Here is a 15,167-nt window from a genome sequence, read left to right as displayed (position 1 = left end):
ATGTGGGGCTCGTTGGTAGTACTGGCACTTTTGACGACGATCAATCCTGTGCGCCTCGGAATCATCCTGTTGGTGCTCTCGCGGCCGCGGCCCGTGCAGAATCTGCTCGCCTATTGGTCAGGCGCGGTGCTGATCGGGCTCGCCAGCCTCGTCATTCCACTGGTCGTGCTCCATTCCACACCGGCGTCGTCCGCCTTCGCGAAGAAATTCGCGCACCCGACCACAGACCCGCTCACACAGCGCATCACAATCGGCATCGGCATCGCGCTCCTGGCGCTCGCCGCATTCCTGGTGGCCCGCAACGTGCTACGGAAACCTGCCCCAGTCGGCGCTCATCGGAAGTCGGCAGGCAACGGCGGCGGTGCCACCTCGACACTCGTGGACGATTCCGGTGCCCCTCCGGCGATCACCAGGCTGTTGTACTCGAACTCCGACGATGCCGACGCCGCACCCGGATCCCGGGGGCTGGTCGGCCGCGTCCGCGAGGCGTGGCAGAACGGGTCTCCATGGATCCCCTTCATCATCGGTGTCATAGTGGTTCCGCCACTCGACGGCATTCTTTTCGCCCTGGCCATCGTCGTCGCCTCGGGTGCCTCGTTCGAGATCCAGCTGGTCGCGCTGATCGCATTCGTCTTCGGCGTGCTTCTGGTGGAAGAGATCATTCTCGTCAGCAATGCCGTAGCCCCGGCGAAAACCCAAGCTGCGCTGCGCAAGTTGCACGAATGGGCCACCGCACATCGTCAGACTTTCGCGGCAGCCATCTGTGCGGTGGTCGGGGCCTCCCTGGTACTCCGGGGCATGGGCGGCCTCTGAGATGCGGATCGACAAGGGCGGAGAGCGCGAGGTGCCATGAAATCTCTGATGAAAACTCTGGCCAGCGGCACGCTTGGCATCTTGATCGTCGGACTACTGGTGTTCCTGCCGGCCGGCACATTCGATTACTGGCAAGGGTGGGTATTCATCGCGGTGATCGTCGTCTCTGGATGGGTGGCCGGCGGCTACTTCCTGCGGACGAATCCTGCGGTCCTCCAGCGCCGAATGCCCGCCGCCGAGAGCCGAAAGCCACAAAAGGTCCTCGCGACCGCATTGTTGCTGCTGTGGGGGGCGATGATCGTGGTCAGTGCATTCGACCACCGCATCGGCTGGTCCGCGGTTCCGACATCGGTCTCTCTGCTCGGCAACGTTCTGGTCGCGGTCGGCGTTGGCGGCCTGACGCTGGTCCTGGCACAGAACAGCCACGCAGCCGTGACCATCCGCGTCGAAGACGGCCAGGAGCTGGTCTCCACCGGCTTGTACAAGCTGGTTCGGCATCCCATGTACACCAGCGACATCTTTTTGTTGGCGGGGATCCCGCTTGCACTCGGTTCCTACTGGGGGCTTCTCTTCGCCGTCCCCTGCCTCATGGTGCTTGTCTTCCGCATCTTCGACGAAGAACGGCTTCTTCGAGACGAACTGGACGGATACCGCGAGTACACGCAAAAGGTTCGCTACCGCATGCTTCCGCTCATCTGGTGACGGGCCGGATGTAGCCGGCGTTCACCGTCGGCAACCGGTGAGCGATATTCGGCTCAGGTCAGAGTTCCATACCTGTGAAGCGTTGATTCGCAGCGATTCCCGTGCCGCACGGTAGTGCATCGTCACGAGACGCCACGGCGGTGGTTTCCAGCAGTGACGCGAGGTGCTGTGCGTAGGCGTTCAGCGATTCGGGGATGAACATCTCGAAGTGGGTGCAGTCGACCGGCACCACGGCAACCTCGCCGGAGACATACGGCCGCCAACTACGCAGAAGCGACCGGGCAGCTCTTCGGTTCCGCAGATGCGCCCACCGCGACACGATCCCGGAACCGACAGCGGCGGATCGGCTTCGCGCAGCCGAGAACATCACCACGTCGCCGTCGAACACATCCGGCTCATGATCGAGCAACAGCAACTGACCCGCACCGACACTGCGCGCCATGAATTCCACCAACTGCCTCGACGGAGCACTCGAACCCTGGCGCGAGAGGATGTCGGTCATGCGCGAATAGCTCAGCGGCCCCACATGCAGCGGGACCCGAGCCTTGTTGGTCCGCAGGATGTAATCCAGAACCCACCCTTCGGCAACCGCCCGATTGCTTGCGATCTTCCTCGTGATGCTCTTCCAGAATCTGTTCGGATTCAAAAGGCCGTCCAGCAAGACCAGACGCTGAACCTCGCATCCGCGCCGCTGAAGCTCCACCGCGAGTGCATGGGCGACCACCCCACCGAAAGACCATCCCAGGATCCGGTACGGCCCAACCGGATACATGCTCTGCAGCCGATCTGCGTAGTTCGCCGCCATCGCCTGAATCGACAGCGTTTCGCGCTCACCATCAGACGGGAGTTGATTGATGCCGATGATCGGGCCATCCACATACCGACCCAATGCCCGGTACGACCAACTCAGCCCGAACCCGTCATGGACACAGCACAGCGGAACCCCGTCGCCCGGTTTGAGCACCTCGACCGGGACCACTTCCTGCGAGCTCTCGGCCTGACCCACCTGTGCAGCCAAACTGCGCACCGTCGGTGCATCGAACATCACCCGCACCGCCAACTCGGTACCCAAACCGGCGTTGGCAGCGGCGATCACCCGCATCGCCGACAGGGAATCGCCACCCAGATCGAAGAACGAGTCATCGACCCCGACCCGCTCCACACCCAGAACCTCGGCATAGATACCCGCCAGGATCTCCTCGGTGAGCGTGGCCGGAGCACGATATTGCTTCGCATCGACATAGACCGGCACCGGCAGAGCACGACGATCCAACTTTCCATTCACCGTCAGCGGCAACACATCGACCACCACAATCGCCGCCGGCACCATATACACCGGCAACCGCTGCGAAAGCTGCGCCCGTACCGCCGCCGGATCCACTGCACCGGTGACCGACTCGGTGACGTAACCCACCAGCCGCTTATCCCCCGGCCGGTCCTCACGAGCGATCACTGCCGCCTGATCGACACCCGCAAGGTCTGCCAGGGCAGTTTGGATCTCGCCCAGTTCGATGCGATAGCCCCGGATCTTGACCTGCTCATCCGCCCGACCCAGATAATGCAACTGCCCGTCGGGACCCCAGGACACCAGATCCCCGGTCCGATACATCCGCTGTCCCGCGGCAAACGGACACGCCACGAACCGGGAGCCGGTCAGCCCACCCCGGCGCAAATAGCCGCTCGCCACACCGGACCCGGCCACATACAACTCACCGGCCACCCCGGCCGGCACCGGACGTAACCACCGATCCAGGACAAAGAATGCCGCGCCGGGCACCGGCACACCGATCGGGACAGCGCTCGGTCCGGCCGCCTCAGACTTCTTCAAGGGCGCGCTGAACGACGTGTACCACGTCTCGGTCGGCCCGTAACCGTTGACCATCAGCCGGCCCGGTGCCCACCGATCCACCAACTCCGACGGACAGGCCTCACCGGCCACCACCAACGCCACCGACTCCAGGCCTTCCGACGACAGCGCCGACGCGGCCGACGGCGTCTGATTCAGAACGGTGACCCGCTCGGCAATCAGCAACGCGTGCAACGCATCCGGCGAACCCACCACCGCATCCGGCACCACCACCAGGCGCCCACCACTGAGCAACGCACCAAAGATCTCCCACACCGACACGTCAAACGCATACGAATGCCACTGCGACCACACACCTTCCCGCGGCAGCCCGACGTCCAGGGAGCCGAGTAACTGGGTGATGTTGCCGTGTGGCACTGCGACACCCTTCGGCGTCCCGGTAGTGCCCGAGGTGTAGATGACGTACGCGATCTCGTCGCCGGCCAGCACCGGCAATGGGGTGCTCGGTTGGTCATCTATCCGTGGATCCTGCACGTCGATGACCTCAACCCCGCAGACACGCAGACGCTCACCGAGAGCACCGGCGCTCAGTGCGGCGACTGGCCTGGCATCGCCGACGACGACCGCGATCCGGGTATCGGGATGGGCCGGATCGATCGGCATGTACGCCGCCCCGGTCTTGAGCACCGCCAGAATCGACACGATCGCCTCAGCCGAACGGTTGAGGAACAACGTCACGCATTCGCCCGGACCGGCACCATGAGCCACCAACAGATGTGCCAATCGATTCGATGCCTCATCCAACTCCCGATACGTCCAGGAACGGCCATCGAAGGTAATGGCCGCTGCATCGGGGGTTCGAGCCACCTGCTGCTCGAACACCTCGGGAATCGAGCGCGGCTGGCTCGCGGGCGCGGTCAGCGCGGCGCGGTTGCCGACCTCGTCGAGGCAAGCATGCTCGGCGGCGTCCAACACATCGATCGAGGACACCCGCCGCGCCGGATCCACCGTCATCGCCACGAGCATCCGCTGCAACCGTGCGATCATCGCCTCGATGCTGCTCGGGTCGAATACGTCGGTGCGGAACTCGACCGACCCGCCGATCCCGGCAGGCTCACCGGACCCGGTCCAGCGATCCTCCAGCGAGAACGTCAGATCCATTCGGGCGGTGCGGGTTTCCGTCGTCAGCGGGTTGACCAGGACATCACCCATGTTCGATTCCACAGTGGAATCGTCGCTGTTGTGGGTCCAGGACATGTTCTGCCACGTCAGCAGAACCTGAACCAGCGGATGATGGGTGAGGCTCCGGGTCGGGTTGAGCCGGTCCACCAGTACCTCGAACGGCACGTCCTGATGCTCGAACGCCTCCAGGCTGCGCTGACGCACCTGCTCCAACAACTCGGCGACCGTGGGGTCCCCCGACAGATCCGTACGCAACACCACGGTATTGACGAAGAAACCCACCAGGTCGTCCAGTGCCGGATCGTTACGCCCGGCGATCGCAAATCCCACTGCGACATCAGAACTGGCGCTCAACTTCAACAACAGAACCGCAAGCGCCGCCTGCATCACCATGAAGCCGGTCGCATTGTGCTCGCGGGCAACCCGGGCAATCTGCTGCTGCAATTCCGGCGGCCAGTCGACCGGCACGCTGGAACCCCGGTAGTCCGCCACCGCCGGATACGGCCGATCCGTCGGCATCTCCAGCCTCTCAGGCAAGCCCTCCAGCGCCTTTTCCCAATAGGCCACCTGCCCGGCGATCACGCTGTGGGGATCGGACTCGTCTCCCAGCCAGTTCCGTTGCCACAAGGCATAATCGGCATACTGCACGGGTAGCGGAGACCAGTCCGGCCGTGTGCCTTCACAACGGGCGGCATAGGCCGCCCCAAGGTCGGCCACCAACGGAGCAATCGACCAGCCGTCGGCCGCGATGTGGTGCACCACCACCACCAACACGTGCTCATTGTCTGCGACACGGAAAAGATTTGCCCGCAAAGGAATCTCGGTAGCCAGATCGAAACAGTGCCGCACAGCGTCGCCCACGGCTTCCGCCAGCCGCTCGCCCGACCAACCACTGGCGTCGGTGACCCGCCACCCGAAATCGGCCTGCTCGGCGGCCACGATCATCTGCCGGGGCGCCCCCTCGGACACGGGAAACATCGTGCGCAAGGTTTCGTGACGGCCCACCACGTCAGCCAGCGCCGAGCCCATCGCCTCAACATCCAGTGGGCCGCTGATCCGGAACGCGGTCGGCATGTTGTAGATCGGGGACGGTCCCTGCAACTGCTCGAGGAACCACAACCGCTGTTGTGCGTACGACAACGGCAATACCGCGGGCCGCTGTTGAACCTTCAGGGCCGCACCCGCCCGTTCGCCGGACTGCAGGCAGATCCAGTCGGCCAGCCCGGACACGGTCGATACGTCGAACAACACCCGGATCGGTATGGCGACGCGCAGTTCGGTCCGGATGCGGGCAAGGAGCCGGGTCGCGGACAGGGAATGCCCACCCAGGTCGAAGAATGAATCGTCGATACCGACTCGGGTGCCTCCGAGGATGTCGCTGAACAATGCCGCCAACGCCCGTTCGCGTTGATTCCGCGGCGCCCGGTACGTCGCGGCGCTGTGGAATTCCGGCGCCGGCAGTGCGCGCTTGTCCAACTTGCCGTTGACCGTCAACGGAAGTGAATCCAGCACCGTGATCGACGCAGGCACCATGTACTCGGGCAGTCTTCCGGTCAGATATGCGCGAAGTTCTGTCACTCGTTCGATTGCCGCCGGGTCGTTGACGTACTCGACGAGGGAACCGACCTGGTTGGGGGGCAGGTAGACATCCGTCAGCGCCTGCGGCGCATCCACGGCGTGCGTGAACACGACGTCGACCAGACCGGCCACAGGAGACCACGTCACCGACGTGGTGTATCCCAGTTCGTCACCCAACAGATGGCATTGGTAGGGCAACACCGCATCCGTCGGGGGCACTCCACCACGCAATTCACCGACCGGCAGCCCGTCCCTGGCCTGGGCCACCACCTGAGCCAGAAGCACATCCGGTGCCATTCCGGCGTGCGGCACCCCGGTGACACGCAACTCCGGCCTTTGCTCGGATCGCAGGTACTCGCCCAACCCGGCGAGGCTTCCGAACCGTTGCCACGGCTCCGAATGCAAGTGGGCCACCGAACGCACCGCCACCGGTTGCTTTCGCAGTACCACGTCATAGCGGTAGGTGCTGAGTTCATTCACCGCCCGCATCTGTTTGAGCTGCATCTCCACCGCGCCGATGTCACCGAACTGCCGCGGCAACGCGATGAAGAACTCCGGAGCCAGCAGGAGTTCTTGCTCGGCAAGCATCTCCCGGCGCACCCGCTCGCGCACCAGCGCCGCCGTCTCAGCACCATCCGACGCGTCGGCGCAGACTATCCCGGTCGTGAACGCCCGCAACAGCGACAGGTTGCGCACGTCGCCGAGAAATACCGCCCCGCTTGGGTTCAGCAGCTTCGTCACCGCCGCCAGCACATCCATCAGATAGCCCGCGCTGGGGAAGTACTGGATCACCGAGTTGAGTACGACGACATCGAAATGTCCCTCTGGCAGTCCATCTGGCACGTCGGCCGGCTGCACCCGGAGCTGAACACGATCTCTCCAAGGCTGCGATGACACCGCCGCCTGCAGCTTCTGAATCGTCGGCGCGGAGAAGTCGGTCCCCCAATACTCCATGCATTCCGGGGCGATCCGCGAGAGCAGCAGGCCCGACCCCACACCGATCTCCAGCACGCGTTGTGGGCGCAGGGCCATGATCTGCTCCACGGTGGCCGACCGCCATTCCTGCATCTGATCGAGCGGAATCGGCTCACCCGTGTAGCTGCTGATCCAGCCGCCGAAATCCTCACCCAGTTGCGTCGGCGCTTCGGCTTCGGGCGCCGGCTCCGAATAGACCCCGCCCCACACCCCCTGCCACTGCTCGACGAGTTGCGCCTCTCGCTCGGGTTCCCGGACCAGCATCATCTCGGGGTCCAACACGACATAGCCGCTCAGTAGCTTGTCGCTGATGTCTTCTGCCTGTCCCCCGCTCGAGGCGGGTTTCTGAGCAACGACCACCGCCTGCGCCACCCGAGCATGGGCCGCCAGTACCGCCTGAATCTCGCCGAGTTCGATGCGATACCCGCGGATCTTGACCTGCTCGTCAGCGCGTCCTTCGTACAGCAGTTGACCGTCCGTACCCCAGCGCACCAGATCGCCCGTGCGGTACATCCGGGCTCCCTCACCACCGAACGGGCACGCCATGAAACGTGACGCGGTCAATCCCGGCCGCCGCCAATAGCCCACTCCCACACCGCGACCCGCTACATACAGCTCGCCGACCACGCCCACCGGCACTGGTCGCAGCCATCGATCCAGGACGAACAACGCGGTGCCGGGCATCGGGTAGCCGATCGGGACAACGCCCGACCCGCCTTCGTCGGATGCCTTCAACGGCTCACTGATCGCCACCCACATCGTGGTTTCGGTCGGGCCGTATTGGTTGATCATCGCGCGGCCGGGGGCCCAACGTTCCACTACCTCAGAGGGGCAAGCCTCGCCTCCCACCAGCAAGGCCACCGAATCCAAGCCTTCGGGAGACAACGCTCCCACTGCAGACGGGGTCTGGCCCAGCACGTCGACGTTTTCATCGACCAGGAGGGCATGGAAGTCCGCCGGGGACAGCGCCACCGACTCGGGCACGACGACGAGCCGGCCGCCGTGCAGCAGGGCCATGAAGATCTCCCAGCCCGAGATGTCGAAGCTGTAGGAGTGCCACTGCGTCCAGGCCTGCCCGGGCGCCGTCAAGCTCGGATCCAGCGAATCCAGCAGCTGAGTGACGTTGTGGTGGGCGATGGCAACGCCTTTCGGCGTTCCGGTGGTCCCCGAGGTGTAGATGATGTATGCGACGTCGTCTGAACCCGGCGAGGGTAACCTGCCACACTCGAAAGACTCGACGGCCGGGTCGTCGACGTCGATGACCGGCAACTCGTAGTCGGCGAGCCGATCCGCCAGCGCCGCCGTGGTGACGGCGACGATCGGGGTTGCGTCCTCGAGCATGAACGCGACCCGCGCATCGGGATGGACGGGGTCGATCGGCAGATACGCTGCACCGGTCTTCAGCACCGCCATGATCGAAACGATCGCCTCCGCGCAGCGGTTGAACAGCAGCGCAACACATCTTCCCGGGGCGGCACCGCGGTTGATCAGCAAGCGCGCCAATCGATTCGATGCCTCGTCCAATTCCTGATAGGTCATCGAACGACCGTCGAAACGGACTGCCACCGCGCCGGGATCGCGTGCGGCCTGCTCGGCAAACACCACTGGAATCGACACGGGCGTCACCGACTGGGACAGCACCTGCCGATTGCCGATCTCATCCAGTTCGATCCGCTCGGCGACATCCAGCACATCGAGCGATGACAACAACCCCTCGGGGGCGGCGACCATCGCCTCCAGCACCCGTTCCAGCCGCTGGATCAGTGCCTCGACGGTGGCGGTGTCGAACACATCTGTGCGGAACTCCACCGTTCCGTGGATCCCGTCCGGCTCACCGGCGTCGGTCCAGCGTTCCCGCAGGAAGAATGCCAAATCCATCCGGGCGGTGTGGGTCTCGGCAGACAGCGGCGTGACACGTACATCACCCATTGCCGACTCGGCGGCTGGGGTACCACCGTTCTGTCCGGCGAAGTTCTGCCAGGCGAACATCACCTGGATGAGCGGGTGATGGGTGAGGCTGCGAGTCGGCTTGAGCCGATCGACCAATACCTCGAACGGCACGTCTTGGTGCTCAAAGGCATTCAGGCTGCGCTGCCGCACCTGCTCCAACAACTCGGCGACGGTGGGATCGCCGGCCAGGTCGACGCGCAGCACCAGGGTGTTCACGAAGAATCCGACGAGATCATCCAACGCCGGATCATTGCGTCCGGCGATCGGGAATCCCACCGCCACATCGGGACTGGCACTCAGATTCGACAACAGCACCGCCAGCCCGGCCTGCATCACCATGAAGCTGGTCGCATTGTGCTCGCGGGCAACCCGCGTCACCAGCTGCTGCAACTGTGCCGGCCAATCCACCGTCACACTGGCGCCCCGGTAGTCCGCCACCACCGGGTATGGCCGATCGGTGGGCAACACCAACCGTTCCGGCATGCCGGCCAACGCGTTCTCCCAGTACGCCACCTGCCCGGCAATGCGACTGTCGGGGTCGGCCAGATCACCTAGATACTCGCGCTGCCATAACGTGTAATCCACATATTGCACCGGCAGCGGCACCCAATCCGGCGCCTGCCCTGCGCACCGGCTCGCATAGGCAACGCCCAGATCACGAACCAGCGGACCAACCGATGAGCCGTCTCCGGCGATGTGGTGCACCACCGCCACGAACACGTGGTCATCCTCAGCAACACGGAAAAGCCATGCACGTAGCGGTATTTCGGTTTCCAGATCGAAGTTGTAGCACACGGCCGCTCCGATGGCCTCGATCAGCCGATCAGCCGACCAGTCACTGGCATCGACGACGCGCCACCCGAAATCTGCTTGATCAGGGGGCAGCACCACCTGCTGGGGAAGCCCATCATGCGCGGTGAACACCGTGCGCAGTGACTCATGGCGGCCGACCACATCCGCCAGTGCCGCGCCCAATGCTTCCGCATCCAGGCTGCCGCCGATCCGGAACGCGGTCGGCATGTTGTAGGTCGCGGCCTCGCCCTCGAACTGGCTGAGGAACCACAACCGCTGCTGCGCGTACGACAACGGCAGCACAGCAGGCCGTTCAACCTTCACCAACGGTGGCAATCCAGCCGTACCGTCGCCGATTCGTCCCGCCAGTTGGGCGATTGTGGACACGTCGAACAGGGTTCGCACCGCGACTCCGACGTCCAGAGCGTTGTTGATCGCGGCGATCACCCTCATCGCCGACAGAGAATCCCCACCCAGGTCGAAGAACGAGTCGTCGACCCCGACCCGCTCCAACCCGAGCACTTGGGCGTAGATGCCCGCCAGTATCTCCTCGGTGGGTGTGGCGGGGGCCCGGTAGCGGTCGACGTCGGAATATTCCGGGGCCGGTAGAGCCCGCCGGTCCAGCTTTCCGTTCACCGTCAACGGCACCGATTCCAACACCACGATCGCCGCCGGCACCATGTAGGCGGGCAGGCGCTCGCCCAGCGCGGCTCGAATCCGGACCGGATCGACTGTCCCAGGCGCCAACTCGGTGACGTACCCGATCAGGCGCTTGTCGCCGGGACGATCCTCGCCGGCGATCACCACCGCCTGCCCGACCCCGTCCATGTCGGCCAGCACCGACCGGATTTCGCCGAGTTCGATGCGGTACCCGCGGATCTTGACCTGCTCATCTGCACGGCCCAGATACCGCAACTGCCCGTCAGCACCCCACGACACCAGATCGCCGGTGCGATACATGCGTGTGCCCGCTCCGCCGAACGGGCACGCCACGAACCGGGACGCAGAAAGCCCAGCGCGGCGCACATACCCCATCCCGACACCGCGGCCTGCCACGTACAACTCGCCGACGACCCCGACAGGAACCGGACGTAGCCACTGATCCAGGACGAACAATGCCGCCCCCGACACCGGCATGCCGATCGGCACCGCATCCGAACCCGCCGTCAACGGGAGGCTGATCGTGGCATAAACCGTGGCCTCGGTCGGACCGTAGGCGTTGATCAGCACCCGGTCCCGCGCCCATCGGTCCACTATCTCGGTCGGACACGCCTCACCCGCGACCACCAGTGCCGTCGACTCCAAACCCTCAGCCGGCAGCATCCCCACCGCCGACGGGGTCTGGCTCAACACCGTGACCCGTTCGTTGACGAGAAGGGCATGCAGATCCTGCGGCGAGTGCGCCACCGACTCGGGGACCACCACCAGCCGACCACCGTGCAGCAACGCACCGAAGATGTCCCATACCGAGACGTCGAAGACCAAGGAGTGCCACTGCGTCCACACCTGTTCCGACGTCACCAACGCCGGAGGCACCGTCTCAAGTAGCTGGGTCACGTTGCCGTGGGTGATCGCCACCCCCTTCGGAATTCCCGTGGTGCCCGAGGTGTACATGATGTAGGCGATATCGTCCGGCTCCGGCTCCGGCAGGGCGGTAACCGGATACCTGTCGACGCATGGGTCGTTGACGTCGATGACAACCAGGCCCGTACCTTCGAGCCGCTGTGTCAGCTCGGCCGTCGTCACAGCGGCCACCGGCGCGGCGTCGGAGATCATGAACTGCACCCGCGCGTCCGGAACCGCCGGTTCGATCGGCAGATACGCGGCTCCGGACTTGAGCACGGCCAGGATGGACACCACGGCCTCAGCGCACCGGCTGAACAACACCACCACGCACTGCCCAGGGCCTGCCCCATGGGAGATCAGCAGATGTGCCAATCGATTCGAGGCTTCGTCCAGATCGCGATACGTCATCGCACGGCCGTCACAGGTCACCGCCACTGCATCCGGCACCCGAGCCACCTGCGCGGCGAACGACGCCGGAATCGATACCTCCGTCGCGGGCTCGGCCAACACCGCCATGTTGCCGAGCATTTCCAGACGGGCTTGCTCGGGGTCGTCAAGGAGATCCACCGACGACAACGGCCGGGTCGAGTCAGAGGTCATCGCCACCAGAACCCGCTGCCACCGCTCGATCAGCGTTTCGATGCTGGCGGCGTCATATACGTCGGTGCGGAACTCCGCCGATCCGCCGATCCCGGCGGGCTGCCCGTCCTCGGTGAAACGCTCGGACAGGGTGAACGTCAAATCCATTCGGGCGGTGTGGGTTTCCGCTGTCAGCGGCGTTGCCTGCACGTCACCCAACGTCGCCCCGGTCGCGGCCCCACCGGCGAAGTTCTGCCAGGCCAACAAGACCTGAACCAGGGGGTGATGTGTCAGGGTGCGGACGGGGTTGAGCCGTTCGACCAGCACCTCGAACGGCACATCCTGATTGTCGTAGGCGGCCAGGCTGCGCTGGCGCACCTGGGCCAACAGGTCAGCGACGGTGAGTTCGCCGCTCGCATCGACCCGGAGCACCAAGGTGTTGACGAAGCAGCCCACCAACGCATCCAGGGCTGGATCGTTACGACCGGCGGTCGCGATCCCCATCGCCACATCGGAACTGGCGCTGGTCTTGGCCAGCAGCACAGCCAGTGCGGCTTGGATCACCATGAAGCTGGTCGCGTTGTGCTCACGTGCCAGCTGCTGGACCCGCTGCTGCAGTTCGGCGGGCCAATCCACGGCCACGCCGGCTCCCCGGTAATCGGCGACCCGCGGATACGGCCGGTCCGTGGGCAGGTCCAACCGCTCGGGCAGGCCCGCCAACGCATCTCGCCAGTACGCCACCTGCCCGGCAATGCGACTGTCGGGGTCGGCGAGATCACCCAGATGCTCACGTTGCCACAGCGTGTAATCCACGTACTGCACCGGTAGCGGCGCCCACTCCGGAGCTCGACCCGCGGACCGGCCGGCATAGGCCAGGCCAAGATCTGCCAACAGCGGCGCGACCGACGAACCGTCCCCGGCGATATGATGCAGCACCCCGGCCAGCACATACTCGTCGTGATCCAAGCGGAAAAGTGTTGCGATCAAAGGAGTCTCGACCGACAAGTCGAATCTGTGACCGGCCGCACCCTCGACGGCCCGCCGCAGGTCTTCTGCCGACCAGTCGTCGGCATCCACCACCTGCCACCCGAAATCGACCTGCTCGACGGGCACGACCTGCTGCTCCGGGACACCATCAATCGCACGAAACACCGTGCGCAACGACTCATGCCGGGCGATGACATCGGCCAGCGCCTGGCCCAGCGCGTCGGTATCCAGGCGTCCACTGAGCCGCAGCGCCACCGCCATGTTGTAGGTCGGTGACGGCCCCTCCAGCTGATCGAGGAACCACAACCGCTGCTGGGCATACGACAACGGGATCACCGACGGCCGCTGCCGAGCCACCAACGGCGCCCGCCCGCCGGTACCGGTATTCACACCTGCCGCCAGCCCAGCCACCGTCGGCGTCTCGAATACCGAACGCACTGCAAGATCAGCATCCAGGCTGGTGTTGATCGCATTGATCAACCGAGTTGCCGACAGAGAATCTCCGCCGAGGTCGAAGAAGGAGTCGTCGACCCCGACCCGTTCCAACCCCAGCACCTGGGCATAGATACCGGCCAAGATCTCCTCGGTAGCCGTGCTCGGTGCCCGGTAATGCTCGGTGCCAGCGTATTCGGGTGCCGGCAGTGCCCGCTTGTCCAGCTTGCCGTTGACCGTCAACGGCAACACATCGAGCACCACCACCGCCGCAGGCACCATATAGCCCGGCAACCGCTGCCCCAACGCCGCCCGCACCTCGACCGGATCAACAGTGCCAGTGACATACCCGACCAGACGCTTATCACCAGGATGATCCTCCCGAGCGATCACCACCGCCTGCGCCACACCATCGAGATCCGCCAAAACGGTTTGCACTTCACCCAACTCGATGCGATACCCACGGATCTTGACCTGCTCATCCGCGCGACCCGCATACTGCAACTGCCCATCCGGACCCCACGACACCAAATCCCCGGTCCGATACATCCGAGCACCCGGCCCCCCGAACGGACACGGCACAAACCTCGACGCCGTCAACCCCGCCCGACCCACATACCCCGCACTGACCCCACGGCCGGCCACATACAACTCACCCACCACACCCGGAGGCACCGCACGCAACCACCGATCCAACACAAACAACCCAGCACCAGGCACCGGCACACCAATCGGCACCACCCCCGAACCAGCCTGCAACGGCGCGCTGATCGTGGCATACACCGTCGTCTCCGTCGGACCGTAACCATTGATCATCACCCGACCCGGCGCCCACCGATCCACCACATCGGCCGGACACACCTCAGCAGCCACCATCAACGCCGACACCGAACCCAGAGCTACCGGATCCAAAACCCCCACCGCAGACGGAGTCTGACTCAACACCGTCACACCCTCAGCAACAACCAACGCCTGCAACTCCAGCGGCGAACGCGTCACCGACTCCGGCACCACCACCAAACGCCCACCATGCAGCAGCGCACCCCAGATCTCCCACACCGAATAGTCAAACGCCAACGACGAACACTGAGCCCACACCTGCTGGGGCCCCAACTCAAAACCCACATCCATACCATCGAAAAGACGCGTCACATTCTGATGCGTGACCGCAACACCTTTCGGTGTCCCCGTAGTCCCCGACGTGTAAATAATGTGCGCCACATCATCCGGAGCAGGCACCGGCAACCCGGCAGAAGACTGAGCATCAATGCGCCCATCATCGAACGCCACCACCGGCACACCACAGTCGTCGAGCCGCCCCACCAACTCAGCCGTGGTCAACACCACCACCGGCCCCGCATCAGCAAGCATGAACTCCACACGCGCATCCGGCACCACCGGATCAATCGGCAAATACGCCGCCCCCGACTTGAGCACACCCAAAATCGCGACAACCGCATCCACCGAACGGCCCGCCAACAAACCCACCGACCCACCCGGACCAGCACCCTCACTGATCAACAACCGCGCCAACCGATTCGACGCCTCATCCAACTCCCGATAAGACAACGAACGACCACCACAACACACCGCCACCACATCCGGAGCCCCAACCACCTGCGCCCCAAACAACGCCGGAATCGAAGACTCCACCACCGAAGCCGACAACACCGCCCGATTGCCCCAATCAGGCAACTCAGAGTGTTCGTCCTCGTCCCACAAATCCATCGACGACAACCGCCGGCTCAGGTCGGCAGTCACGATGACGCCCCGACCTCAGCCACCATCGCCACCAATGCCCGCC

The 15,167-nt window shown here is 64.6% G+C and carries 2 protein-coding genes and 1 pseudogene; 2 read left to right on the top strand and 1 reads right to left on the bottom strand.

Translation table 11 applies throughout. The features are described 5' to 3' along the window. Together ACNQR1_RS06425 and ACNQR1_RS06420 are read left to right on the top strand one after the other, a co-directional pair. Positions 1–813: a GAP family protein gene (locus tag ACNQR1_RS06425; protein ID WP_418044851.1), complete on the top strand. Its 813-nt coding sequence runs from the start codon at positions 1–3 to the stop codon at positions 811–813. A 36-nt stretch (positions 814–849) separates the two neighbouring features. Further along, complete coding sequence (locus ACNQR1_RS06420; protein ID WP_418044849.1) at positions 850–1,515, top strand: methyltransferase family protein; 666 nt, start codon at positions 850–852, stop codon at positions 1,513–1,515. A 58-nt stretch (positions 1,516–1,573) separates the two neighbouring features. Here the strand turns inward: ACNQR1_RS06420 and ACNQR1_RS06415 are convergent. Further along, a pseudogene (locus ACNQR1_RS06415) lies at positions 1,574–15,124 on the bottom strand (amino acid adenylation domain-containing protein); the annotation flags it as partial. Positions 15,125–15,167: the final 43 nt, after the last annotated feature.

Source organism: Mycobacterium sp. 48b (genome assembly GCF_048282725.1).
Classification (GTDB): Bacteria; Actinomycetota; Actinomycetes; order Mycobacteriales; family Mycobacteriaceae; genus Mycobacterium.
Note: the sequence above shows the minus strand (reverse complement) of the source record. Positions and strands in the feature narration are given on the sequence as shown.

Coding starts and splice junctions, on each gene's coding strand:
- ACNQR1_RS06420 (WP_418044849.1), top strand. CDS start 850: ATGAAATCTCTGATGAAAACTCTGGCCAGCGGCACGCTTGGCATCTTG.
- ACNQR1_RS06425 (WP_418044851.1), top strand. CDS start 1: ATGTGGGGCTCGTTGGTAGTACTGGCACTTTTGACGACGATCAATCCT.